Consider the following 24648-nt stretch of genomic DNA (forward strand, 5'->3'; position numbering starts at 1 on the left):
TCCTTCCCACCTCAACCATACACCAGAACAAACACACAGGATCCTCGGGTCAGCCCGAGGATGACGACGTCACGGGATTTCGGCCAATCTCCAACGTCGGTACCATTCGGGCAAGGCGATCGCGTACAGCTTCCGCGTCCAGATAGCCGGCATGCCTTGATCGGCTGCTTTGCGTTGGCGTTCGCCGATAAATCCATACGTGATTGCTCTCGATGCACCGCGAGCTGGGAATAATTTCGGCAAATATCAGGAGTTCCTGAAACCCCGAGCAGCGCCGCTTCGTATCATTCCCGTCCTCCCGAAAGACCGGGCGGCTTCCGGCGCAAGACGCCGGGTGTTTGGGAGGCTGCCCGGCAGACCGGGTCCCCGCGAAGGGACCCCGGTCGTTTCCTGAAAACCTCCGAGAAACGTCACTCCAAGACGGCGCTGTGATCGATCTTGGCCGGCGTGCCGGGCTTGCGCAGCAAAAGCACCAGTGGGATGGCGGCGAGCGACAGGATCATCATCAGCTTGAAGTCGTCGACATAGGAGATGATCGTCGCCTGCAGCGTGACGAGGCCGTCGAGCGCGGCGCGGCCGGCGGCGGTGTAAGGGCTCAGCGCCTGCGAGATCGCCGGGTCGCTGAAGGCCGGATTGTAGGGCGTCACATAGGTGGCGATATTGGCGTGGTTGATCTGCTGGTTCTGCGTCAAAAGCGCGGTGACCACCGAGATGCCGACGCTGGAGCCGATGTTGCGCGACAGATTGTAGAGGCCGGTGCCTTCCGAGCGCCGTTCCGGGGCCAGCGTGGCGAAGGTGATGGTGGTGAGCGGCACGAACAGGAAGCCAAGGCCGGCGCCCTGGATGAAGCCGGTGCTGATGATCGTCCATTGCGAGACGTCCGGCGTCCAGCCGGTCATGTCGTACATCGCCCAGGCGGTGATGGCGAGGCCGATGAACAGCAGCCAGCGCGTGTCGACCTTGCCGACCAGGCGGCCGACCAGGAACATGCAGGCCATGGTGCCGAGGCCGCGCGGCCCCATGACGATGCCGGCCGTCACCACAGGGTAACCCATCAGCGTCTGCAGATAGGGCGTCATCAGCGCCAGCGAGGCGAGATAGGTGATGCCTATGATGAAGATGAAGATCATGCCGACGGAGAAATTGCGGTCGAGGAACAGTCGCGGGTTCACGAAAGTGTCGCGCGCGGTGAAGGTATGGACGATGAAGATGTAGAAGGCCGACGCGCAGACCAGCGCCTCGACGATGATCTCGGCCGAGGAGAACCAGTTGAGCTGCTCGCCGCGATCAAGGAACATCTGCAGCGAGGCGATGGCGACGCTGAGCATGCCGAAACCCAGCCAGTCGAGCCTGGCCTTGAGATCGAGTTTGGTTTCCTGGACGAACATCGAGACGCCGAAAAAGGCCAGCGCGCCGATCGGCACGTTGATGTAGAAGACCCAGCGCCAGGAGACGTTCTCGGTCAGCCAGCCGCCGATGACCGGGCCGAGCACCGGGCCGACCATGACCGAGACGCCGAACAGCGCCATGGCCGAGCCGCGCTCCTCGACGCTGTAAATGTCGAGCAGGATCGACTGCGACAGCGGCACGAGTGCGGCACCGAACAGGCCCTGCAGCAGGCGGAAGCCGACGATCTGCGGCAGCGACTGCGCGAAGCCGCACAGCACCGAGGCGACGACGAAGCCGGTGATCGCCACCAAAAGGATGCGCTTGCGGCCGAAGCGGTTGGCGAGATAGCCGGACGGGGGCGTCATCACCGCGGCCGCGACAATGTAGGAGGTAAGCACCCAATTGATCTGGTCGGCGCTCGCCGAGACACTGCCCTGGATATAAGGCAGCGCCACATTGGCGATGGTGGTGTCCAGCGCCTGCATGATGACCGCCAGGATCACGCAAGCGGTGATGGCGCCGCGATTGGCGACCACGGGCGCGCCTGTCGCGGAAGCCGTTGTCATGACTTTTGTCCGAAACGCTTGAGGAGGTCGGTGACGAAATCCGGCAGGCCGCGGGCATGGCCGGTGTCGATGCTGACGACCGCGCTCATACCGCCGCGCAGCGGCGGCTTGCCGTTCGTATCGTCGATCGTCACCCGCATCGGGATGCGCTGCACGACCTTGACCCAGTTGCCGCTGGTGTTCTGCGCCGGCAGCAGCGAGAAACTGGACGAGGAGGCAGGGCTGATCGAGCCGACCGTGCCGTGCCAGACCTCGCCCGGATAGGCGTCGATGCTGATCGTCGCCTTCTGATCGGGGCGCACATAGGTGAGCTCGGTTTCCTTGGGCTCGGCCGCGATCCAGATGTCGGTCGACGACACCAGGCTGAAGGCCGGCTGCGACGCCGGCAGGTACTTACCGACCTGGAGTGAGTCGACATTGGTGACGATGCCGTCGAACGGCGCCCTGACGACGGAGTCGTTGAGGTTGCGCTGGGCGTCGTCCACCGCCGACTGGGCCTGCAGGTAGAACGGGTTTTGCTCGACCGGCTGGCTGGCGTCGCCGCCGAGCTGGGCAAGCATCGCCTGAGCCTGCGCCTTGGCGACGGTGACCTTCTGGCGGGCCGCGATGAGATCGTGCTGGGCGCTGTCGAAGGTCGCCTTGGAAGCGGTCGAGGTCTTGAGCAGGTCTTGCTGACGCTGGAAGGCCGACTCGTAATAGGGAATGTCAGCCTCGGCCTGGTCGATCGACGCCAGCGACTGCTGGTAGCTCGCCTGCAGCGTCAGCACCTGGTTGCGCACCGTGCCGAGCTGCGCCTTGGCGCCCGCGAGCGCGGTCTCGAAGGAGGCAGGCCGCAACCGGAAGAGCACGTCGCCCTTCTTCACCGCCTGGTTGTCGTGCACGTCGATCTCCTGCACGGTGCCGGAGACATCGGTGGAAACGCCGAGCGACTGCGCCTGGATATAGGCGTTGTCGGTGGTCATGACCTGGCCGCCAACGACGTAGTAGTAGCCGCCGGCCACCAGCGCGACGGGCAGCAGCGCAAACAGGACCGGCCGCGTCAGGCTGCGGCGCGGCTTGGCGGGAGCGGGCGGAGCCACAGTGACGGCCGCCGGTTTCGGCTGGGCCGATGGCGCCTCCAGCGTCGCCGGCTCCGGCGCCACGGGGGTTTCCAGCTCGTCGTCTTCGACAACAGGCGGATTATTGCCGCGCCTTTGCTCGCGCTGGCTGTCCAGGTGAATGACCTGGTCGCTTGCTCTTTCGCCGGCATTTTCGTCGGCGGGCTTTCTGGGTAAGGTTCCTTCAGACATGGACTTTCTCCCGGTCGACGGCCGGCTGGGCGCAGGCCTCGAGCAGATTGGATTTGATCAGGCAAAGGGTTTGCAGCAGCTGCTGCTGCGCATCCGCGGACAGACCGGCAAAGGCCTCGTCACGCGTCTTCCGGCCGTTGCCGCGCATCACTTCGATCAGCGGATGCGCGTTCGGGGTCAGATAGATAAGCCAAGCCCGGCGGTCGGCCGGATCGGGCCGGCGCTCGATGAAGCCGCCCGCCTCCATCTTGTCGAGCAACCTTGCGAGCGTGATCGGCATGATCTCGATGAGGTCGGCCAGCTTGTTCTGGTGGACGCCCTCATGCGCCGAAAGATAGGCCAGCACCTGCCATTGCGCGCGGGTCAGCCCGAAGGCGCGCGACCGCTGCTCGAAACGCTTCCTGAGCAGGCGCGCGACATCGTGCAGCACGAAGCTGATATTGGGCGAGGTGGACATGGGAGGGACTTCGGAGTCGGCGGACAAACTTTCGTGAGCATGCTTATTATCATCATGCACATAATCCTGCTGGACGCGGAGCGCAAGACCGACTAAGGCGCTTGGTAAAAATATTGCATAGGCCAGAACCCGGCCCGACGGCTTGGGGTTAGGGCAAGGACAAGACGATGAACCGGCTCAAGATCGCCATGCTGGCGCTGCTCATGGGATACGCTTTTCCAGCCGCCGCGAAGGACGCGGTGAGCTGCGGCGGAGCGGCGATGCTTGGGGGCGCGCAGCTCAATTGCAGCCACGTGCAACCCAAGGCGCCGCCGCAATTCTGCACGTTCAGCTGGGCTCTGCACACGACGGCGGGCGAGCAGAAAATCGTTGAAGGGAGCTTCTCGCTGCCTCCCGGGGCGGCGAACGTCCAGGTCTATCAGGGCAGCGGCTTCGACAGCGCCCTTTCCAATCCGATCGTGATCTGCCGCGGCAACCATTGAACGGTTGGTGCCGCGGCCGGATCACGTTAGTTTGATCGGACGTTGACTGCGCCTTTAGCCACGGAGGGACGGCGATGACCGGGCCCAATCCCAATATCAAGCATCCGATCGCGATGCATCCGCGCGTCGGCTTCCTGAAGGGGCTGGTGACGTCGCCCAACATCGAGATCGGCGACTTCACTTATTTCGACGACCCCGACGGTCCCGACAAATTCGTCGAGAAATGCGTGCTGCATCACTACGACTTCATCGGCGACCGGCTGGTGATCGGCAAGTTCTGCGCCATCGCGGAAGGCGCGCGCTTCATCATGAACGGCGCCAACCACGCCATGTCCGGCTTCTCGACCTATCCGTTCAACATCTTCGGCCATGGCTGGGAGGAAGGTTTCGATCCTGAGACCTGGTCGAAGGAGATCCGCGGCGACACCATCGTCGAAAATGATGTGTGGATCGGCATGGATGCGGTGATCATGCCGGGGGTCAGGATAGGCAATGGCGCCATCGTGGCGGCGAAATCGGTTGTCACGCACGACATGCCGCCTTATGCGATCGTCGCCGGCAATCCGGCAAGGATAGTGAAGATGCGCTTCGACGAATTCACGGTGCGGCGGCTTTTGAAGGCTGCCTGGTGGGACTGGCCGGTCGACAAGATCAGCCGCAACCTCAACGCCATCCGCGGCGCCGATATTTCCAGGCTGGAGGCAGCGGTTTGAACGCGCCCGAAAAAATGACAAACGGCAAGAGCACGAACGAAACGGCGATCAGCCCGGAGCTGTTCACCCGCGGCTGGGTCTTCATCCGCGGCGTGCCGTCGATGAAGTTCCTGCCGCCGGAAGGCCCGCCCGAGATCGCCTTCGCCGGCCGTTCCAATGTCGGCAAGTCGTCGCTGATCAACGCGCTGGTCGGGCACAAGGGCCTGGCGCGCACCTCGAACACGCCGGGACGCACGCAGGAGCTCAATTATTTCGTGCCCGACGGCTTCTCCGGCGAGGGCGCCGACCTGCCGCCGATGGCGCTGGTCGACATGCCGGGCTACGGCTACGCCAGCGCGCCGAAGGACAAGGTCGATGAGTGGACGAAGCTCATCTACGAATATCTGCAGGGCCGCGTGACGCTTAAGCGCGTCTATGTGCTGATCGACGCCCGCCACGGCATCAAGGCCAAGGACGAGGAAGTGCTGACCCTGCTCGACAAGGCGGCGGTGTCCTACCAGGTGGTGCTGACCAAGACCGACAAGATCAAGGCCGCCGGCGTGCCGAGGCTGATCGAGGAGACGCTGGCCAAGATCAAGAAGCGGCCGGCGGCGTTCCCGGCGGTGCTGGCCACCTCGTCCGAGAAAGCCGCGGGGCTGGATGAATTGCGTGCGGCCATCGCCCTGGTGGCGAATGGCGGCTGAAGCAGTTGTCGCCTAGGAGAGAGCCAGCCGCGTATGGCGCTCCCCTCCCAGTCTCCGCTTCACTCGGCTGACCCCTCCCCAAGAGGAGAGGAGATTGCCGGCGCTGGCGTCAGTCTCTTCTCCCCACGGGGAGAAGATGGCCGCGAAGTGGCCGGATAAGGGGGCTGCGCGCCCCGCTCAGTCCATCTCGTCGCGTTCCGGCTCGCGATCGCGCCGGCCGGTGAGGATTTCGCGCTTGCCGACATGGTTGGGGGCGCCGACCAGGCCTTCCTTCTCCATGCGCTCGACCAGCGAGGCGGCGCGGTTGTAACCGACGCCGAGGCGGCGCTGGATGTAGGAGGTCGAGCATTTCTTGTCGCGCTTGACCACCTTGACGGCTTCCTCATAGAGGGCGTCGCCATCCTCCTCTGCGATCGCGCTCTTGTCGAAGACCGGACCGGTATCGGCCGCTTCCTCGGCCTCTTCCTCCTCGGCGGTGACGGTGTCGAGATATTCGGGACGCCCCTGCGCCTTGAGATGCGCCACGACGTGCTCGACCTCCAGGTCGGACACGAAGGGGCCGTGCACGCGCGAAATGCGCCCACCGCCGGCCATGTGCAGCATGTCGCCCTGGCCGAGCAGCTGCTCGGCGCCCTGCTCGCCGAGGATGGTGCGGCTGTCGATCTTCGACGTCACCTGGAAGGAGATGCGGGTCGGGAAATTGGCCTTGATCGTGCCGGTGATGACGTCGACGGAGGGGCGTTGCGTCGCCATGATCAGATGGATGCCGGCGGCGCGCGCCATCTGTGCCAGTCGCTGGATGGCGCCTTCGATCTCCTTGCCGGCCACCATCATCAGGTCGGCCATCTCGTCGACGATGATGACGATATAGGGCATGGGCGCGAGGTCGATCGCGCGCTCCACGAACAGCGGCTCGCCGGTGCCCTTCTCGAAGCCCGTCTGCACCTGCATGGTCACGACCTCGCCCTTGTCGCGGGCGCCGGCAGCGCGCTGGTTGTAGCCGTCGATGTTGCGCACGCCGAGGCGCGCCATCTTGCGGTAGCGGTCCTCCATCTCGCGCACCGCCCATTTCAGAGCGGTCACCGCCTTCTTCGGGTCGGTGACGACCGGCGTCAGCAGATGCGGGATGCCGTCATAGACCGAGAGTTCCAGCATCTTGGGATCGACCATGATCAGCCTGCATTCCTCCGGCTTCATCCGGTAGAGCAGCGACAGGATCATGGTGTTGATGGCGACCGACTTGCCGGAACCGGTGGTGCCGGCGACCAGCAGATGCGGCATCTTGGCGAGCTCGGCGATGACCGGTTCGCCGCCGATCGTCTTGCCGAGGCCGAGCGCCAGCTTGCAGGAGGTGTTGCGAAAGCCGGCCGATCCGATCAGCTCGCGGAAATAGACCGTCTCGCGCGTCTCGTTGGGCAGCTCGATGCCGATGACATTGCGGCCCGGGACTACTGCAACGCGCGCCGAGATGGCCGACATCGAGCGGGCGATGTCGTCGGCCAGACCGATGACGCGGCTGGATTTCACACCCGGCGCCGGCTCGAACTCGTAGAGCGTGACGACCGGGCCGGGGCGGACATGGATGATCTCGCCCTTGACGCCGAAATCTTCCAGCACGCTTTCGAGCAGGTCGGCATTCTGCTCCATCCGCTCCTGCGACATGTAGAAGCCCTGGCCTTCCGGCGGCATCTGCAGAAGATCCTCGGAGGGAAGCTCGTAGCCCGCCATCGTGGGCAGCGGCGCGACCTCACCGGCCATGGGCAGCGAAGGCGCCTGCCTGACCGACCTTGCGCTCACGGGCGCCGAAACCGGGACGGGATCGACAGACGTCGGTTCGACGGCCGCGAGGGCCGGCGTCGGAGCAGGGTCACGGTTGGGCGCGTCGGAGCGCCATTCGATGACCCGGTAAAGCGACGTCGCTTCGCTCATGAAGGGGGCATGGGTCTGACTTGGCTGGGCCGCCGGACGATGCGCCGGTATCGGCTGCACCAATGGCTGCGCCGGAACGGCCGGCGCCTGCCCCGCCTCGTTCAGGCGCGTCCGCGCCAGGCGCTCGGCAAGAAAGGGCATGCCGAATTCGAAGAAGGCATGATCGGACAGATAGGACCAGCGCAGGCCGCTCGGACGCGGCCTTGCCGCCGCAGCCTGGGGCGGCGCGGCCGGCGCAGCCGGGACCGCTACAGGGGCAATAGTGGACGGTGCGCGGAGCGGCCTGGCTTGCATCGGCGCAGCGGCGGCACTTTTCCGGACCGGAGCGGCCGGCGGCGGAGCCGGCGGCGCGGGCCGGACGGGCTCAGCCGCGGGCGCCTTGGCCTGCGCGGCATCCTCCTGTGGGGCGGTCCGCCTGAGGTCGGTGTCCGGTGTGCGGGTGAACCGCACATTGGGCGCGAGGAAGAAATAGTCCTGCCATGCCGGACGGCTGAACTCGCCGCCATTGGCCGAATCGAGCGATGCGTTGCGAGCGGCGTCCGATTCGCTTGCCGGCGCGGCGCGCAAAGGGACCACCTGCCCCGCCTGCGAGCCCCGGCCACCGCGCCCGACATCTTCCGGACGGTCATCGTCTTGGCCTTGATAGGCGGAAGCGCCGGGAAGATTGGCACGGGGAAAACGCATGGATGTCATTCTCGAGACTCGCCGATTGAACGTCTCCCGAGACATAGAAAGCGATGGTTAACAGGTCCTTCCGAAAGCCTGCCGGACGAGGCCAATCGACGTTTGAAAAGGATCGGCGAAGCGGCTTTTCACGGCATCGTGGCGGACGGTCGCGGCGGCCGATTTTCCAGCCCCGCCGCGGCGTTTCAGGCTTTTCCGAGCGAAGCGCTCAGGCCGATTTCGAAGCCCGTTCGTCGGCGCGGAATTTTTCCGTGGCATAGGCCTTGAGGAACACATCGACGCCGGACGTCACGACACGCTCGATCTCGGCGTGGGTCGGCGCCTTGGTGCGGTAGGAAAAGATGCACTGGCGGAACAGCCCGGCGAGACAGAGCTCGGTGAACTGGTAGGCGGCGAGGTCGACATCGTCGATCTCGAGCAGGCCGCGTTCGACAGCTTCGTTGAGAAAGATCATGACCTTGTCGTGGCCGCGCTTAGGGCCGCGCTCGTAAAAACGCGCGCCAAGCTCGGGAATCCGGTCGGCGGCGCCGACGACGGTGCGCTGCGCCTGGATAACCTTGGCCGAGGTGATCTTGGCGGAGAGCCCCATGCCGAACTTCACCAGCGTGTTGCGCAGGTCCTCGAAATGATCGAGCACCTCATACAGGTTCTTGAAGATGGTGCCGCGCTCTTCCTCGATAAGCGCCTCGAACAGCTCTTCCTTGTTTTCGAAATAGACATAGATCGTGCCCTTGGAGACGCCGGCCTCGCGCGTGATGTCGTTCATCGAGGCGGCCTCGAAGCCCTTGTCTATGAAGACGCGGCGGGCGCCTTCGATGATCTGGGCACGCTTGATCGGATCCTGCCCTGCCGCCGGACGACCCTTGCGTAAGTCGAGCAGATCGCTATCGGCTGTCGTTTCGACCATGGAAGCCATTCCTTGAAAATATTTCGAACCACTCGGTTCGATTTCCTCTTGATATGGTCCTCTTACCGCGCTATGTCAATCACCAATTCGAACCGAACGGTTCAGTCTGACTCCAGAGAGATCCCTATGTCCTCGAACGCGCCCGCCACCGCAGAAGTCCGCACGTTTCCCAACGCCAAGGTCCAGCCGTCGACCGAAGCGCCGGAAGTTCCCGTCCAGCCCGCCGCTCCCGTTGCGGCACCCGTGGCTGAAGCCCCGGCCAAGAAAAGGCGCTCTGTCCGTTCTTTCCTTTTGCCGATCATCGGCCTTGCCCTGCTCGGCGCCGGCTCCTGGTACGGGTATAACTATTGGACCGACGGTCGGTTCATGATCTCTACCGACGACGCGTATGTCCAGGCGGATATGTCGTTCGTGTCGCCGAAAATATCCGGCTACATCGACAAGGTGCTGGTAAGCGAGAACCAGCAGGTCAAGGCCGGCGATCCGCTGTTCGTCATCGACAATGGCGACTACAAGATCGCGGTCGCCCAGGCCGAGGCGCAGATCGCCACCTTGGCGAAGACGCTCGACCGCATCGATGCTCAGACCAAGGCAGCGCAGGCTTCGCTGTCGCAGGCCCAGGCGCAGAAGATCGCGGACCAGGCCGCCGCCGACAATGCGGCGCGCGCTCAGGATCGCGCGGCGCAGCTGGTCAAGACCCATGTCGGCACCCAGGCGCAGCTCGACGACGCGCAGACCGCGCTGGACCAGGCCAAGGCCGCCCTTGTCGGCGCCGACGCGCAGATCGCGGCGGCGCAGGCCAATATCGGCGTGCTGGAAGCGCAGCGCGCGGAGTCGGCTTCGACGCTCGCCTCGCTGCAGCTCACCCGCGACAAAGCCTTGCGCGACCTCTCCTTCACCGTGCTGAAAGCGCCCTATGACGGCGTCGTCGGCAACCGCTCGGTCGAGCAGGGCGATCTCGTCAGCCCCGGACAGAAGCTCGCCGTCGTCGTGCCCATGGACAAGCTCTACATCGTCGGCAACTTCAAGGAGACGCAGCTCGGCCGCATGGTGCCCGGCGAAAAGGTCCGCATCACCGTCGACGCGATCGACGGGCAGACCTTCGAAGGCACGGTCTCCTCGCTGGCGCCGGCTTCGGGCGCGGTGTTCTCGCTGCTGCCGCCGGAAAACGCCACCGGCAACTTTACCAAGGTGGTGCAGCGCGTGCCCGTGCGCATCGACGTGCCGGCCGAGGTCTTGAAGACCGGCAAGCTCCGCGCGGGCCTCAGCGTCGTCGTCGCGGTCGACAGCCGCACCGCGCCGGCCTCGACGACCAACTGATCGGGGGGCGGTTCGGTGGCCGATCAAACGCCGAGCCGCCCAGCCTGCTTTATCCATTTCGACGCAATCCGGGACCGCCACGCGCCTGTCCTTGAGAATTGCCTAGGGAGGCCATGACATGGCAACCGCAACCATAACCGCAGGAGCAGTGCCTGGACGTCCGGTCGCCGCCGCGCCGGCCCTGCCCGCGGACCATATGCCTGTGCGCCGCGTCGTCGCCTTCCTGGCGATGGTGTTCGGCATGTTCATGGCGATCCTCGACATCCAGATCGTCTCGGCCTCGCTGTCGGAGATCCAGGCGGGCCTCAGCGCCAGCTCCGACGAGATCCCGTGGGTGCAGACCGCCTACCTGATCGCCGAGGTGGTGATGATCCCGCTGTCGGGTTTCCTCAGCCGCATGCTGTCGACGCGCGTTTTGTTCACCACCGCGGCGGCCGGCTTCACCGCGGCCAGCGCGCTCGCCGCCACCGCCACCAATATCGACCAGATGATCGTCTACCGCGCCATCCAGGGTTTCATCGGCGGCGGCATGATCCCGAGCGTCTTCGCAGCCGCCTTCACCATCTTCCCGCCCTCCAAGCGCGCCGTCGTCTCGCCGATGATAGGCCTGGTGGCGACGCTGGCGCCGACGATCGGCCCGACGGTGGGCGGCTATATCAGCCATGCGATGTCCTGGCACTGGCTGTTCCTGATCAATGTCGTGCCCGGCATCCTGGTGGCGACGGCGGCGTGGGCGCTGATCGACTTCGACAAGCCCAACCTGAAACTGTTCTCCAAGTTCGACTGGTGGGGCCTGATCGGAATGGCCGCTTTCCTCGGCTGCATGGAATATGTGCTGGAGGAAGGTCCGAACCACGACTGGCTGCAGGAGCCGGCCGTCTTTGCCTGCGCCATCATCATGACCATCGGCGGCATCATCTTCTTCTGGCGCGTCTTCACCGCCGAGGAGCCGATCGTCGACCTGAGGGCCTTCAGCAACGTCAACTTCGCCTTCGGCTCGCTGTTCTCCTTCGTCGTCGGCATCGGCCTTTACGGGCTCACCTATCTCTATCCGGTGTTCCTCGGCCGTATCCGCGGCTACGATTCGATGATGATCGGCGAAGCGCTGTTCGTCAGCGGCCTGGCGATGTTCTTCACCGCGCCCGTCGCCGGCGTCCTGTCGAACAAGATCGACCTCCGGCTGATGATGATGATCGGCTTCGTCGGCTTCGCCACCGGCACCTGGTGGATGACGCATCTCACCGCCGACTGGGATTTCTACGAGCTCTTGATCCCGCAGATCCTGCGCGGCTGCTCGATGATGCTGTGCATGGTGCCGATCAACAACATCGCGCTCGGCACCCTGCCGCCGGAGCGCATGAAGAATGCGTCCGGGCTATTCAACCTGACCCGCAACCTTGGCGGCGCCGTCGGACTCGCGCTCATCAACACGGTGCTGATCGACCGCAACGCCTTTCACTATGCGCGGCTTTCCGAGGATGTGCAGTGGGGCAGCCAGGCCGCGCAAACCAAGCTGCAGAACATGACGCTGACCTTCGAGCAGACCGCCGGCCTCGACGCCACGAGCGCCGCGATCTCGAAACTGTCCGGCATGGCTCACCAACAGGCGGCGCTTTTGTCCTTCATGGACGTGTTCATGATGCTGACCGTGCTGTTCGCCTCGCTCGGATTTTTAGTGCTGTTCATCAACAAGCCGGCGCAGCAGCGCGGCGGTGGCGGCGGAGGCCATTGAGGAGCCGGAACCCCCGCCTGGCTTCCTCAACGCGTGACCCCGGAAATCGGTGACGATTTCCGGGGTCATTCTTTTCGAGCAGCTGAAAGTGATCAGGCAGACGCCGGCTTGAAGCTCAGCGCGACGCCGTTGATGCAATGGCGCAGGCCGGTGGGCGGCGGACCGTCGTCGAAGACATGGCCGAGATGGCCGCCGCAGCGCCGGCAATGCACCTCGGTGCGGGTCATGCCGAGCGAAGTGTCCTCGGTCTTGCCGATGGAATCGGCGATCTCCTGCCAGAAGCTCGGCCAGCCGGTGCCGGAATCGAATTTGGTCTCCGACGAGTAGACCGGCAGGTCGCAGCCGGCGCAGGCGAAGATCCCTTTGCGGTGCTCGTTGAGCAGCGGGCTGGTGCCGGGATATTCCGTGCCCTGCTTGCGCAGCACATCGAAGGCCTCGTCCGACAGGACGGCGTGCCACTCGGCATCGGTCTTGGTGACTTCGAACGTCTCGGCGGCGAGAGCGGGCTTCGGTCCGCCGGCGCGCAGCATCGCTGCGGATCCTGCGATGAGAGCGACGGCGGCTGCCCCGCTCCAGAGAAAATCACGACGGTTCATGGCCGTTCCTCCTGACGCATTCTGCCAAGACAGGGGGCCGCCCGGAAATCAAAAGCCGGTGACGCCCTATCCATGTTGAGCAATTCCAGACGGAAAACCGCTTCGCGCCGTCCTGGAATTGCTGCTCCGCGCCCCTTGCGGGACGGCGCGAAGCATACCCTTGCCGGCAGCGCGGATCTTGGATGTCGCGGCCGGCGCTCAGCCACGTCTTCGCCGGCCAGGTCCGCTTTGTTACATCTTCGGCAAGAGGACCTTGTCGATGACGTGGATGACGCCGTCGCCGTCGCGAGATGGAAAAGCTTTCCGGATGAGTGTCGGCTTAGCGCACTTGATTTCATCATTGTGACCGCAAAGCCGTTTGCGGCCCGCGGCAATTCCCGCTAAGAGGCCGCCATTCACGGTTTAACCTCTGATTTCAAGCATGTCTTCGTCCCGAAACCGGTCCCCACTTCGGGAGACATGCTTCAGCTGGGATCGACAACGATGACGGATATCGCCGCCACCGCCGAAATGCAGGCCGCGCTGCTCTCCAGAGCCCTGCCCTACATGCAGCGCTACGAGAACAAGACGGTGGTGGTGAAATATGGCGGCCACGCCATGGGCGACACCGAGCTCGGCAAGGCCTTCGCCCGCGACATCGCGCTGCTGAAACAGTCCGGGGTCAACCCGATCGTCGTGCATGGCGGCGGGCCGCAGATCGGCGCGATGCTCACCAAGATGGGCATCGAATCCAGGTTCGAAGGCGGCCTGCGCGTCACCGACCAGAAGACGGTCGAGATCGTCGAGATGGTGCTGGCCGGATCGATCAACAAGGAGATCGTGGCGCTGATCAACGCCGAGGGCGAGTGGGCGATCGGGCTCTGCGGCAAGGACGGCAACATGGTGTTCGCCGAAAAGGCGCGCAAGACCATGATCGACCCGGATTCCAACATCGAGCGGGTGCTCGATCTCGGCTTCGTCGGCGAGCCGGTCGAGGTCGACCGCACGCTGCTCGACCTTCTGGCGCGCTCGGAGATGATCCCGGTGCTGGCGCCGGTCGCCCCCGGCCGCGACGGGCACACCTACAACATCAACGCCGACACGTTTGCAGGGGCGATTGCCGGCGCCTGCCGCGCCTCGCGCCTGCTCTTCCTCACCGACGTGCCGGGCGTGCTCGACAAGAACAAGAAGCTGATCGACGAGCTGACGGTCGCCGAGGCCAAGGCGCTGATCAAGGACGGCACGGTATCGGGCGGCATGATCCCCAAGGTCGAGACCTGCATCGAGGCGATCGAGCGCGGCGTCGAGGGCGTCGTCATCCTCAACGGCAAGACGCCGCATTCCGTGCTGCTCGAGCTCTTCACCGAGCACGGCGCCGGCACGCTGATCGTTCCGTAAGAAGAGCAGGCAAGTTCACCGTGGAACGGTGAATTGCCCATGATCAGCCGGCTAATCTTCTACTCTCCGACAGGCGCTGCCCTTCGATGACGGGCGCGATTGGCTTTCGCGCCGGCCGCCGGACCGTCATCGCTTCCTCCTCGGCGTCCTGCGGCGCGCCCCAGAACTCGGCGAGCGTCGGCCCGTCCGCGACGCGGCGGTCGCGGACGAGAAAGCCCCAGACCTCGCGGAACCAGACGCGGCGACCCATCTTCGTGTACCAGCGCATCGAATGGCGCTGCTCGGGGTCGGGATGGAACAGGATGCGCGCCAGCGCTTTCGGCCGCGACTGCACCGCGACCTCGATCAGCTTGACGGCGAAGAACAGCATCCACGGCTTCAGCCGCGTCATGTGCAGGACCTGGTGCTTGTAGTCCCAGAGGCGCACGTCCTTCTGGATCACCTTGCGGTCGGCAGCGATGCGGAAGAACGGCGTCCAGCGATGCGGCGTGACATAGAGTGCCTGGATCTGGTCGGGATCATAGGCGATGAGCTGGCGGAAGCCTCGCCAGAGATCGCGCAATGTCTGGTCCTCGAAGCCGGCCACCCAGGTCGCCATCGACAGGATGCCGTGCCGGCGAAGCAGCCGTATCGCCTCGCGGTCGGACTTGGTGCTGCCGCCCTTGCGGATCAGCGACAGTGTCGCCTCGTCGGTGTTTTCCATGCCGAGGAGCCAGCGGATGACACCGGCCTTGCGGTAGAGATGCAGGATATCGGCGTCCCGCACGATGTCGTCGGCGCGGGTCGAGCCGACGAGCAGCACCGGCACGTTCTCGGCGATCATGGCGTCGAGGAAAGCCCGCCAGGCTTTCTTCGAGGAGGTCGGGTTCTCGTCCGCCAGGTTGACCAGCTCGACCCCGTGCTCGCGATGAAGCCAAGCGATCTCCTTGGCGAAGCTGACCGGATCGCGATGGCGCCAACGGGTCCAGAAGCCGCGCTGGCCGCAATAGTTGCACAGATGCGGGCAGCCGCGCGAGAACTGCATGACCACGGCCCGCTTGCCGCCCCAATAGGAGTAGCGGCGATGGTCGATCAGCTCCCAGCCGACGCGCCAGGCGTCGAGATCAGCAATGGTCATCGCCGGCTGCGTCGCGACCGGGTGGCCGAAACTATCGCGATAGGCGATGCCGGCGACGCTCGCCACGGACTGGCGCATCTCGATCGCCTCGACCAGCGCCGTCGCGGTCGCCTCGCCCTCGCCGCGCACGATGAAGTCGAAGACGTCGGTCGCGGCGAGGATGTCGCGCCAATGGTAGGTCGGAAAGACGCCGCCGTAGATGACGATGACGCCCGGCGCGCGGCCCTTGATCATTTCGGCGACCTTCAAGGCGGTCGGATGCGCCGAGGTCGAGCCGGAATGGCCGATCAGGACGAAGTCCGGATCGCCGCCGAGAACATTATCGACCAGCACCGTAAGCGGCATCGGACCGAACTCAGCATCGACCAGCCGGACCTGATGGCCGGAATCGATCAGCGGGCCGCCGATCGCCAGCAGCCCTAGCGGCGGCAGATGATCGTCGGGCACGCGGCTGCCGATGGCGGTGTGCGGCGGATTGATCAGCACGATATTCAAGGCGGACCTCCATGTTGGTCCGCTTGTGCTAGCCACCGATGTCGAAGCCGCCTTGGCGCGATTCAGCAGTTTCCCCGCAGCTTTTCGCCAGATTTGACCGGATCAGCGCCGCAGATGGCTGAGCGGCACGTGGCCGGGGCCCTTGATGTTCTGCAGCACGAGCTGGGTGTGGACGTCGCGCACGCCGGGCAGCCGCATCAGCCGGTGCATGACGAAGGCGTTCAGATCGTCCACCGACGGCACCATGACATGCAGCAGGAAATCGTGGTCGCCGGTCATCGTCCAGCAGGACGAGACCTCGTCCATGCGCTGCACGGCGGCTATGAAACTTTCGGGCGAGCCGTCGCTGTGGCTGACCAGCCGCACCTGGATGAAGACCTCGACGGTCAGGCCGACGGCGCGGCGGCTGAGCACGGCGGCAAAGCCCTTAATAATGCCGGTTTCCTGCAGCGCCTCGAAGCGGCGCGCGCATGGCGTGGTCGACAGGCCGATCTCCTGCGCCAACTCCGACACCGGCTTGCGGCCGTCGCGCTGCAGGATATCGAGCATCTTGATCTCGAAATCGTCGAATTGAGGCATGTTTCCTCGATCTCGCGTTGATCCGAGTGCTTTTACCTCAAAATCAGCGGACGAGCCAGAAACAAGGCTGATTTGCCTCAGCGATCGCTCCTACACTTCCTCTACGATCCACGGGTCGCGATCTTCTAGGAGGATATGATGACGATCAGCGTTGCCGATTACGCCGCCGAATGCGCGGCGCAGGGCCTGCGTGGCGACTACTCGGTCTGCCGCAGCGATTTCACCGTGGCGCAAGGCTACGACTATTCCGCCGAGGAACAGGCGGTGTGGCGCACGCTGTGCGACCGCCAGACGAAGCTGACCCAGAAGCTCGCGCACCGCTCCTATCTCGACGGCGTCGCGGCGCTCGGCCTGCTCGACAGGATTCCGGATTTCGACGTGGTCAGCGAAAAACTCGCCAGGCTGACCGGCTGGGAGATCGTTGCGGTGCCGGGCCTGATTCCGGCCGGTCCGTTCTTCGACCATCTCGCCAACCGGCGCTTCCCGGTCACCAATTGGCTGCGGACGAAAAAAGAACTCGACTACATCGTGGAGCCGGACATGTTCCACGACTTTTTCGGCCATGTGCCGATCCTGACCCAGCCGGTGTTCGCCGATTTCATGCAGATGTATGGAGAGAAGGCCGAGGACATGATCGCGCTCGGCGGCGACGAGATGATCACCAGGCTCTACTGGTACAGCGCCGAATACGGCCTCATCCAGGAGAAAGGCCAGCCTGTGAAAGCCTTCGGCGCCGGACTGATGTCGTCCTTCACCGAGCTGCAATTCGCGATCGAGAGCAAGGACGCCCACCATGTGCCGTTCGATCTCGAGACGGTGATGCGCACCGGCTATGAGATTGACAAGTTCCAGCGCGCCTATTTCGTGCTGCCGTCCTTCGATGCGCTGCGCGATGCCTTCGCCAGGGGCGATCTCGCCGGCATCGTTTCGCGGTTCAAGGGTCTGCCGGCGCTCGATCCGTCAACAATCTGAGGTCGGTTTTCGCCCAACCGACATTCAGGGCGGTTCAGCTGCCGGCAGGCGGCTGAGCCGCTTTGACCTTTTCGGATCAATCGACTTTATCGGGCTCGGCCTTGATCCTGGCCAGTTGCCTGCTCTGCAGGTAGAGAGCGGCGTGGAGCGCAGCACGGTCGAAATCAGACGGCGATCACCTTGCCGAGATGCTCGCCCAGGCGGCAGGCGAGTGTGGTGATGGTGGTGGTGGGGTTGCACTGGCCCGACGTGCAGAACACTGAGGAGCCGCCGACATAGAGATTGTCCATGCCATGCACCTTGCTATTGGCGTCGACGACGCTCTTCAGGATATCGGTGCCCATGCGGGTGCCGCCCATATGATGGTGTCCTGCCGTCTCCTCGTTGGTCGGGTAATCGCCACCAGTGCTGATCCAGTCGTCGATGCGGACGCGGCCGAGATTCTTCTGCGCCATGGTCGTGCCGAAGAGCCTCAGGCCCTCGAGCAGGGTTCGGCGCTCGAGCGGCGACTTCTTCCAGTGCAGTTCGATGCGCGGCACGCCGGCGTGGTCGACGTCGGTCTTCGACAGCTCGATCTGGTTCGAGGCGAGCGGCGCCTGCTCCCAGGCGACGTAGAGCTGGGCGGCGCAGCGCAGCCTCTGGTCCAGTTGGGACGACATCCATTCGGCCATGTTCGGCGCGGTGCAGGCGAGATCGGCGATCAGCTTCTTGACATTGGGATAGGGGCTCTCGATCAGGCGGACGCCGAAATTCATGATCTGCAGCCGCTCCATCGCGGCCAGCGTCGGCGAGAAGAAGGCTTCGTTCGAGGCGTCGACTTGGAACTCCGAATAGTTCGCAAGAATTGCGTTGCCACCCTCGAAGGTCGGATGCTCCATCCAGTAGCGGCCGAGCGCCGCCGCGTTCGGCACCACGCCGCCATTGGAGCGCTCATTCGACCACAACAGCAGCCGCGAATTCTCCAGCCCGCCGGTGCAGGTGACGAAATATTCCGCGCTGAAAGTGCCGGCGTCTTGTCCGTTCGACCATAGCTTCGCACCGGTGACGCGTTTACCGTCGCCGGTAAGCTCGGTTGCATAGGTGTTGAGCACGACCGCGATGTTCTTGCTCGCGTCGAGCTCGTCGGCATATTTCTCGCCGAAACGAACCGCGGGGCTCTTGATCAATTGCACCCAGCGTATGTCGTCCGAAACCGGCACATCGGGCCGGAACTCGGGAAGATCGAGGATGTCGCGGACTTCCTTCAAATAGGGCTCGATATCGGCGCGGCTGATCGGCCAGCCGGTGTCCGGCGCCCAGGGCTTGGGTTCGAAATCCTGTTTGTCGAGCACGCGGCACCAGCCGGCCCAGTGGTTGGACGAGCCGCCCATGAAGCGCAGCCTGGTGATGTCGAGATCGAAGTAGAAATCGCCGACCGTCTTGCCGCGGTAGAAATCCTGCGATTCGTCGCTGAATTCGCGGGAGCCAGCCTCCAGTACGACGACCGGAATGCCGGCCGCGCCCAGCTTCCTGGCGATCGTCGTACCGGCCGGGCCGGAGCCGAGGATGCAGACCTTGGGTTTGAAGCCGGCCTGCTTATAGGCCTCGTAACCGTCGAAGATCATGCGAGGTCGCTCCGCCGCAGGATCCAGCCATTGATCTCGACGATTTCATCGGGGTCGATCTCGCCAGGGTTGGCAAGGGCCGGCCGGTTGCGGAACAGCGACAGCGCCGGCAGAGCAATCAGCGCCCGCACGATCGCGCGACGCGACATTTTGCTTATGAACCTGCTCATGACACGTCTCTCGATAGGGGCCTCGATCCATGCATGCCGTCCCTGAACGGCACGCATGCCGCCGCGGAGGCCAATTCCGTGCCAAACCCAGGTGAAAACGGCGTTACACTCGGAAGTTTAGCCCGGTTGAGTATGGACATGGTTAGGACTTTCCAAACGCCTGCGGCGAACTTCATGCCGCTTCCGAAAGCTCGCGGTCGAGGATCGAAAGGTTGCGGCCGCGGTTCTTGGCCTCGTAGAGCCTGCGATCGGCGGCGCGCATCAAATCGGAAACGGTCACGCTTTCGCCGCAGCTTATGCCGCCGATCGAGACCGTGAGCGGCACGGTGCGCTCGTTGACGGGACGGAAACGGATCAGCTCGACCTCGCGGCGGATGCGTTCGGCGACATGCTTGGCTTCCGCTTCGCTGGCGCCGACCAGGAAAGCCGCGAATTCCTCGCCGCCGATGCGGCCCAGCACGTCGCCGCCGCGGACGCCGCGCTCGATGGCGCCGGCGATCAGAAGCAGCGCTTCGTCCCCCGTCAAATGACCGTAGCTGTCATTTATCCTCTTGAAGTGATCGGCGTCGATGATGAGCAGCGCGCCGCGATCGCTCTTGCGCCGCGATCCGTCGAGCGCAGCAAAGAAGGTTTCGCGGTTGAGCATGCCGGTCATGTCGTCGCGGCTTGCCTTTTCCGACAGGCGCCGGTGCGCCGCCGCGAGCTGCGCGTGAGCGCGGGCAAGCTCGCGATGAGCATTCTGCAACCGATCGCTCTGCCAGAAGCTGCTGGCACTGGCGGCCCAGGCGAGCACGAGCGGGCAAACCGTCGACGCCAGCCAGACCGTGCGGCTCATCGGAAAGCCCATCGCCGGCATGACAACCAGCGTCAACAACAGCGAGGCAGCGACCGAAGCGAATGCCACGGCAGCGGCCCTCAAAACTATGCGACTCATCACTTGCTCCCAACGGTCAGCATGTGTGCCAGCAAGCGTTAAAGGCGACCTTTCCGGGACTTTTAAAATTTGAAGCGTGGTGCCATTTTCACACTTCGTGACGCGCATAAGTTGTGGATAAATCCAGCGGCGGCATGCCATAAGAAATCCATGACAACGACACCCGATCCCGCCCGCTTCGCCCATGTCACGGACTGGGTGTTCGACCTCGACAACACGCTCTATCCGCATCACTCGAACCTGTTCGCGCAGATCGACGTGAAGATGACCGCCTATATCGGCGAGCTGTTGACGCTTTCGCGCGATGAAGCGCGCAAGCTGCAGAAGGAGCTCTACCTCGAATACGGCACGACGCTGAACGGGCTGATGAAGCGGCACGGCATCGATCCCGACGATTTTCTCGAGAAGGTGCACGACATCGACTATTCGCGGCTGGTGCCGGACCCGGTGCTGGGCGCGGCGATCCGCCAGCTTCCCGGGCGCAAATTCATCTTTACCAATGGCGACCGCAGGCATGCCGAGCGCACCGCGCGCCAGCTCGGCATATTGGAGCATTTCGACGCCATCTTCGACATCGTGGCGGCGGGGCTCAGCCCCAAGCCGGAGCGCCAGACCTATGAGCGCTTTGCCGAATTGCACTCGGTGACCGGACACAATGCGGTGATGTTCGAGGACCTGGCGCGCAATCTGGCCGTGCCGAAAACGCTCGGCATGACGACCGTGCTGGTGGTGCCGCGCAATTTCGAGCCGACCTTCTCGGAAATCTGGGAACGCGACCCGGCAAACGAGGACGACGTCGATTTCGTCACCGACGATCTCGCCGGCTTCCTGAGCGCGATCGTCGACGTGGCGGCCTGACCAACTCCAGGCGCCCCTCCCGGCCGGCCTTGGCGTTGCCATTGCCGCCGGGCGCGTGGCCTTCCGAGCCGTGGCAATTATCTTAAAGTTTGTAGAACCGTCGGATGATTTCCCAGGCTTCGTCGGCGGTGTCGACGAAATCGATGATGTCCTGATCGCCGGGCGAGATGGTGCCCTGCTCGGCGAGGAAATCGAGATCGATCGCCCTTTGCCAGAACGTCTTGCCGAACAGAATGACCGGCACGCGCTCCATGCGCCCCGTCTGGATCAGCGTCAGCGTCTCGAAGAACTCGTCCATCGTGCCGAAGCCGCCGGGGAACACCGCGACCGCCTTGGCGCGCATGACGAAATGCATCTTGCGAATGGCGAAATAGTGGAAGTTGAAGCAGAGCTCCGGCGTGACATAGGCATTGGGCGCCTGCTCGTGCGGGAGAACGATGTTCAAGCCGATCGACGGCGCGCCGACATCGTCGGCGCCGCGATTGCCGGCCTCCATGACGCCCGGTCCGCCGCCGGTGACGACGACATACTCGCGATAATAGGAGGTGGCCGACTGGCGCGAGCACAGACGGGCGAATTTGCGCGCTTCCTCGTAATATTTGCTGTTCGCCTCGAGGTTCTTCTTCTGCGTCTCGTTCTTGGCCGCCCAGGCCTCGCCGCCGGGTTCCGGCAGGCGGGCGCCGCCGAACAGGATGACGGTCGAGCGGATGCCGCGTTCGGCCAGGATCATCTCCGGCTTCAGGAGCTCAAGCTGCAGGCGCACGGCGCGTAATTCGCGCCGCGTCATGAAGTCGGGATCATTCCAGGCCAGCCGGTAGGTTTCGGCACGCGTCTGCGGGGTATCCGGCACGCTTTTCGAGCGCTCCAGGTCCTCGTCCGAATGCGGCAGCGGCGTCCACCCTGCCTTTTCCATGGGAGTCATCGAATCCACCCGTCCAATTCCTTTACTTGCGCCGTCCCGTGACGCTGGCGCGATTGACCCTCATTAAGCCTTAACATAGGGTCCGCGCGACTTTTAAACAGGTTAAGGCCGAGCGCCTTAACAGCTTGGTAATGGAGCGAAATCATGTCGAAGCCCGATCTGGCGAGCCTCGAAAAGACCATCGAAAAGGCCTTCGAGGAGCGCGACACGATTTCGACCGCGACGCGCGGTGAGACGCGCGACGCCATCCAGGCGGCGCTCGACCTGCTCGATCGCGGCATCGCCCGCGTCGCCGAGCGGCAGGACGACGGCAAGTGGAAGGTCAACCAGTGGCTTAAGAAGGCGGTGCTGCTCTCCTTCCGGCTGAACCCTATGGAGATCATCAAGGGCGGTCCCGGCCAGGCCGTGTGGTGGGACAAGGTGCCGTCCAAGTTCGACGGCTGGAGCGCCGTCGACTTCGAGAAGGCCGGCTTCCGCGCCGTGCCGTCCTCGATCGTGCGCCGCTCGGCCTATGTCGCGCCGGGCGCCGTGCTGATGCCCTCCTTCGTCAATGTCGGCGCCTATGTCGATACCGGCACCATGGTCGACACCTGGGCCTCGGTCGGCTCCTGCGCCCAGATCGGCAAGAACGTGCATCTTTCCGGCGGCGTCGGCATCGGCGGCGTGCTGGAGCCGATGCAGGCCGGCCCGACCATCATCGAGGACAATTGCTTCATCGGCGCGCGCTCCGAAGTGGTTGAGGGTTGCATCGTGCGCGAAGGCTCGGTTCTCGGCATGGGCGTGTTCATCGGCCAGTCGACCAAGATCGTCGACCGCGCCACCGGTGAGGTTTTCTACGGTGAAGTGCCGGCGAACTCGGTGGTCGTCGCCGGATCGCTGCCGGGCAAGCCGCTGCCCAATGGCGAACCGGGTCCGAGCCTCTACTGCGCCGTGATCGTCAAGCGCGTCGACGCCAAGACCCGCTCCAAGACCTCGATCAACGAATTGCTGCGCGATTGATTCTGCCTAAAGTGCGTCGCGATCTTTCAGATTCGCTCCCTGCGCTTTAGGTTTTTGATCTTGCGCATCTCTTTGTCCCGAAACCGGTTCCCACTTTCGGGAGACATGCTTTGACGGAGCGGACGCGATTGTCGGACAGATCGCAATTCCTCTGGGTGTTCTTCAGCCTTTCGGGGCGGCTGAGCCCTGTCGCCTATGCGCTGGCCGGGGTCTTGCTGGTGCTTGTCCAGTTTTTCCCGTTCTACCAGTTCGCGCGGGTCGAGTTGAACACCGCGGCCAGCCAGAACTGGGCCATGATCTGCTGGGGGGTGCTGCTGATCTCGGCCTGGGCCACCTTCGCGGTGACGGCAAAGCGCTTCCATGATTTCGGCAAGCCGACCTATTTTGCGCTGATCTCGCTCATCATCGGGCCCATCCTGCTCATCATCCTCTCCTGTTTCCGCAGCGATCCCGGACCGAACCGCTACGGCAGGCGCACCAATGCGCCGGGCGACAGCTGAGACCGCCATGCGCCACCGCACACTCGATCCCACGCGGATTCGAGACGGCCCAAAGGCTGGAGGAGCGTATCGCCGAGCGCTTTCCGGAAAGGGGCCTGCGCGCCATTGCCGCTGAACTGGTGTCGCTGTCGCGGGACCTCGCCAAGGCCGCCAACGACATCGAGAACCTGTCGTCCAACCTGTCGCGCAAGATCTGGCAGAAGATCACGCTGATCGAGGACCGGCGCTGACCACTCCCGGCCCGAGCCCCGGCGGACCGCGCTTTGCCGCTTCCGCCTGACGGACCAGCGCCGCGACGCGTTCATTGACCGGCGTCGGGATACCCGTTTGCCTGGCCAGTCGAATGACCGCGCCCTGCAATTCCTCGATCTCGGTCGGACGGCCGCGCTTGAGGTCGTCCCACATCGAGGAGCGCGCCCGAGGGTCGATCGCCAGCATGCGGCGGGCCAGAAGCCCGAACAGCCAGTCGGGGAGGCGCAGCACTTTCGGCAACAGCGCCGGCGGCAGGCCGGTGATGCGCGCCGGCGTGATGCCCGCGGCTTTCATCGCCGCGAGCGCCTCCTCGATCTGGGCAGCGAGGATGACGCGCCAGCTTCGGTCGGCCAGTTGCCTCGCCAGCGGCAGATCGGCGAGCGCCACCAGCGCATTGTTGAGGTTCATCAGCAATTTACCCCACTGCACCGCCTTCATGTCGGCGCGCGCTTGGACGGCAAGCCCATCGACATCGAGCAGACCGGCAAGGCCGTCGACACCGGTATCGATCATCACCTCGCCCTGGCTGGCGCGATGCACATGGAACGGTCGCTCACCGTCGGGCGAGAGGACGACGTTGAACATGACCATGCCGGTCAGCACCCGCCGCCCCGGGAGCGCGGCGCGCAGCCTGTCGGCATTGTGGACGCCGTTCTGCAGGCTGACCACCACGGCATCCGGGCGGCCATGGGTGTCGATCAGCCTGGCCATCTCCGCGGTCGCGCCGCTCTTGACCGTCACCAGGATGACATCGGCGTCCGCCAGTGCGATTGCCGGATCGTCGCTGGTCGTAATCGCTTTCGCTTCGAGGCAACGGTCGCGGCCGTCGAGATCGCTGACGCGCAGCCCGCTTTCGCGCATGGCCTCGATGACGCGGCCGCGGCCGAGGAAGACGATGCTGCGCCCGGCGAGCGCCAGACAGCCGCCGAGATAGCAGCCAATGCTGCCGGCGCCGGCGACGGCAATGTTATTTTCATGCTTGGCCATGCAATCGTCCCAGCTTGGCTCACGACTTGCATAATAATGCATGTCGTTTTTCCCAGAACCGCTGCACACTTCTGGGCGACATGCGTTTATACGACACGACAACCATATTGTCGGCGGCGTGATCGTCCATCCATG

The 24648-nt window shown here is 64.2% G+C and carries 23 protein-coding genes; 10 read left to right on the plus strand and 13 right to left on the minus strand.

Annotated features, from left to right (window positions below):
* Positions 1 to 410: 410 nt before the first annotated feature.
* From FJW06_RS24585 to FJW06_RS24595, 3 genes are read right to left on the minus strand one after another with little or no spacing between them, the layout of a single operon-like run.
* A complete protein-coding gene (locus tag FJW06_RS24585) occupies positions 411 to 1955 on the minus strand; it encodes a DHA2 family efflux MFS transporter permease subunit (protein WP_140755385.1) in 1545 nt (514 codons plus the stop codon).
* Entirely contained in the window at positions 1952 to 3244 is a 1293-nt protein-coding gene (locus FJW06_RS24590) for an HlyD family secretion protein (protein WP_140755387.1), read from the minus strand. Before FJW06_RS24590 ends, FJW06_RS24585 begins: the two co-directional genes overlap by 4 nt.
* The gene (locus tag FJW06_RS24595) at positions 3237 to 3701 is read right to left on the minus strand and encodes a MarR family transcriptional regulator (RefSeq protein ID WP_140755389.1); all 465 of its coding nucleotides are present in this window, start codon (positions 3699 to 3701) and stop codon (positions 3237 to 3239) included. The genes FJW06_RS24590 and FJW06_RS24595 overlap by 8 nt, the downstream gene beginning before the upstream one ends.
* 167 nt (positions 3702 to 3868) lie before the next feature.
* Here FJW06_RS24595 and FJW06_RS24600 point away from each other — a divergent pair, with 167 nt between their 5' ends.
* The 3 genes from FJW06_RS24600 to yihA all read left to right on the plus strand — a co-directional run bounded on the left by FJW06_RS24600 (position 3869) and on the right by yihA (position 5579).
* On the plus strand, positions 3869 to 4183 hold the full coding sequence (locus FJW06_RS24600; RefSeq protein ID WP_140755391.1) for a hypothetical protein: 315 nt from the start codon (positions 3869 to 3871) through the stop codon (positions 4181 to 4183).
* Between the two features lie 74 nt (positions 4184 to 4257).
* Complete coding sequence (locus FJW06_RS24605) at positions 4258 to 4896, plus strand: CatB-related O-acetyltransferase (RefSeq protein WP_140755393.1); 639 nt, start codon at positions 4258 to 4260, stop codon at positions 4894 to 4896.
* Positions 4897 to 4910: 14 nt separating this feature from the next.
* Complete coding sequence (yihA, locus tag FJW06_RS24610) at positions 4911 to 5579, plus strand: ribosome biogenesis GTP-binding protein YihA/YsxC (protein WP_140755395.1); 669 nt, start codon at positions 4911 to 4913, stop codon at positions 5577 to 5579.
* Positions 5580 to 5756: 177 nt separating this feature from the next.
* On the opposite strand, the gene FJW06_RS24615 is transcribed toward yihA, so the two are convergent.
* Positions 5757 to 8192 (minus strand): DNA translocase FtsK, encoded by a 2436-nt coding sequence (locus tag FJW06_RS24615; protein ID WP_181178544.1) that lies wholly within the window; start codon positions 8190 to 8192, stop codon positions 5757 to 5759.
* 208 nt (positions 8193 to 8400) lie between these two features.
* The gene (locus FJW06_RS24620; protein WP_140755399.1) at positions 8401 to 9099 is read right to left on the minus strand and encodes a TetR/AcrR family transcriptional regulator; all 699 of its coding nucleotides are present in this window, start codon (positions 9097 to 9099) and stop codon (positions 8401 to 8403) included.
* 126 nt (positions 9100 to 9225) lie between these two features.
* On the opposite strand from FJW06_RS24620, the gene FJW06_RS24625 reads away from it, so the two are divergent.
* Positions 9226 to 10419, plus strand: a complete 1194-nt coding sequence (locus FJW06_RS24625) for an HlyD family secretion protein (protein ID WP_140755401.1) — start codon at positions 9226 to 9228, stop codon at positions 10417 to 10419.
* A gap of 118 nt (positions 10420 to 10537) precedes the next feature.
* Positions 10538 to 12151, plus strand: a complete 1614-nt coding sequence (locus tag FJW06_RS24630) for a DHA2 family efflux MFS transporter permease subunit (RefSeq protein ID WP_140755402.1) — start codon at positions 10538 to 10540, stop codon at positions 12149 to 12151.
* A 92-nt stretch (positions 12152 to 12243) separates the two neighbouring features.
* On the opposite strand, the gene msrB is transcribed toward FJW06_RS24630, so the two are convergent.
* Entirely contained in the window at positions 12244 to 12747 is a 504-nt protein-coding gene (gene msrB, locus FJW06_RS24635) for a peptide-methionine (R)-S-oxide reductase MsrB (RefSeq protein WP_140755404.1), read from the minus strand.
* 483 nt (positions 12748 to 13230) lie between these two features.
* Between msrB and argB the strand changes: the two genes are divergently transcribed.
* Positions 13231 to 14124 (plus strand): acetylglutamate kinase, encoded by an 894-nt coding sequence (gene argB, locus FJW06_RS24640; protein WP_140755406.1) that lies wholly within the window; start codon positions 13231 to 13233, stop codon positions 14122 to 14124.
* 43 nt (positions 14125 to 14167) lie between these two features.
* Here argB and bchE read toward each other — a convergent pair whose 3' ends face one another.
* Both bchE and FJW06_RS24650 read right to left on the minus strand, forming a co-directional pair.
* Positions 14168 to 15736, minus strand: coding sequence for a magnesium-protoporphyrin IX monomethyl ester anaerobic oxidative cyclase (gene bchE / locus FJW06_RS24645; protein WP_140755408.1), 1569 nt, complete (start codon positions 15734 to 15736; stop codon positions 14168 to 14170).
* Between the two features lie 102 nt (positions 15737 to 15838).
* Positions 15839 to 16315, minus strand: coding sequence for an Lrp/AsnC family transcriptional regulator (locus FJW06_RS24650; protein WP_040984916.1), 477 nt, complete (start codon positions 16313 to 16315; stop codon positions 15839 to 15841).
* Between the two features lie 135 nt (positions 16316 to 16450).
* Here FJW06_RS24650 and phhA point away from each other — a divergent pair, with 135 nt between their 5' ends.
* Positions 16451 to 17287, plus strand: coding sequence for a phenylalanine 4-monooxygenase (phhA, locus tag FJW06_RS24655; RefSeq protein ID WP_140755410.1), 837 nt, complete (start codon positions 16451 to 16453; stop codon positions 17285 to 17287).
* 164 nt (positions 17288 to 17451) lie between these two features.
* On the opposite strand, the gene FJW06_RS24660 is transcribed toward phhA, so the two are convergent.
* The 3 genes from FJW06_RS24660 to FJW06_RS24665 all read right to left on the minus strand — a co-directional run bounded on the left by FJW06_RS24660 (position 17452) and on the right by FJW06_RS24665 (position 19995).
* The gene (locus FJW06_RS24660; protein ID WP_140755412.1) at positions 17452 to 18891 is read right to left on the minus strand and encodes a GMC family oxidoreductase; all 1440 of its coding nucleotides are present in this window, start codon (positions 18889 to 18891) and stop codon (positions 17452 to 17454) included.
* Positions 18888 to 19061: a hypothetical protein gene (locus tag FJW06_RS30265; RefSeq protein WP_181178546.1), complete on the minus strand. Its 174-nt coding sequence runs from the start codon at positions 19059 to 19061 to the stop codon at positions 18888 to 18890. Before FJW06_RS30265 ends, FJW06_RS24660 begins: the two co-directional genes overlap by 4 nt.
* 172 nt (positions 19062 to 19233) lie before the next feature.
* Entirely contained in the window at positions 19234 to 19995 is a 762-nt protein-coding gene (locus tag FJW06_RS24665) for a GGDEF domain-containing protein (RefSeq protein WP_140755414.1), read from the minus strand.
* Positions 19996 to 20145: 150 nt separating this feature from the next.
* Here FJW06_RS24665 and FJW06_RS24670 point away from each other — a divergent pair, with 150 nt between their 5' ends.
* Positions 20146 to 20853: a pyrimidine 5'-nucleotidase gene (locus tag FJW06_RS24670; protein WP_140755416.1), complete on the plus strand. Its 708-nt coding sequence runs from the start codon at positions 20146 to 20148 to the stop codon at positions 20851 to 20853.
* A gap of 82 nt (positions 20854 to 20935) precedes the next feature.
* Here FJW06_RS24670 and FJW06_RS24675 read toward each other — a convergent pair whose 3' ends face one another.
* Complete coding sequence (locus FJW06_RS24675; RefSeq protein ID WP_140755418.1) at positions 20936 to 21775, minus strand: LOG family protein; 840 nt, start codon at positions 21773 to 21775, stop codon at positions 20936 to 20938.
* 144 nt (positions 21776 to 21919) lie between these two features.
* On the opposite strand from FJW06_RS24675, the gene dapD reads away from it, so the two are divergent.
* Both dapD and FJW06_RS24685 read left to right on the plus strand, forming a co-directional pair.
* Positions 21920 to 22774 (plus strand): 2,3,4,5-tetrahydropyridine-2,6-dicarboxylate N-succinyltransferase, encoded by an 855-nt coding sequence (dapD, locus tag FJW06_RS24680; RefSeq protein ID WP_140755420.1) that lies wholly within the window; start codon positions 21920 to 21922, stop codon positions 22772 to 22774.
* Between the two features lie 128 nt (positions 22775 to 22902).
* On the plus strand, positions 22903 to 23274 hold the full coding sequence (locus tag FJW06_RS24685; protein WP_181178548.1) for a DUF805 domain-containing protein: 372 nt from the start codon (positions 22903 to 22905) through the stop codon (positions 23272 to 23274).
* A gap of 204 nt (positions 23275 to 23478) precedes the next feature.
* Here the strand turns inward: FJW06_RS24685 and FJW06_RS24690 are convergent, their stop codons facing one another.
* The gene (locus tag FJW06_RS24690; protein ID WP_140755424.1) at positions 23479 to 24513 is read right to left on the minus strand and encodes a 2-dehydropantoate 2-reductase; all 1035 of its coding nucleotides are present in this window, start codon (positions 24511 to 24513) and stop codon (positions 23479 to 23481) included.
* Between the last annotated feature and the right edge of the window lie 135 nt (positions 24514 to 24648).

This window comes from Mesorhizobium sp. B4-1-3, from assembly GCF_006439355.1.
GTDB lineage: Bacteria > Pseudomonadota > Alphaproteobacteria > Rhizobiales > Rhizobiaceae > Mesorhizobium.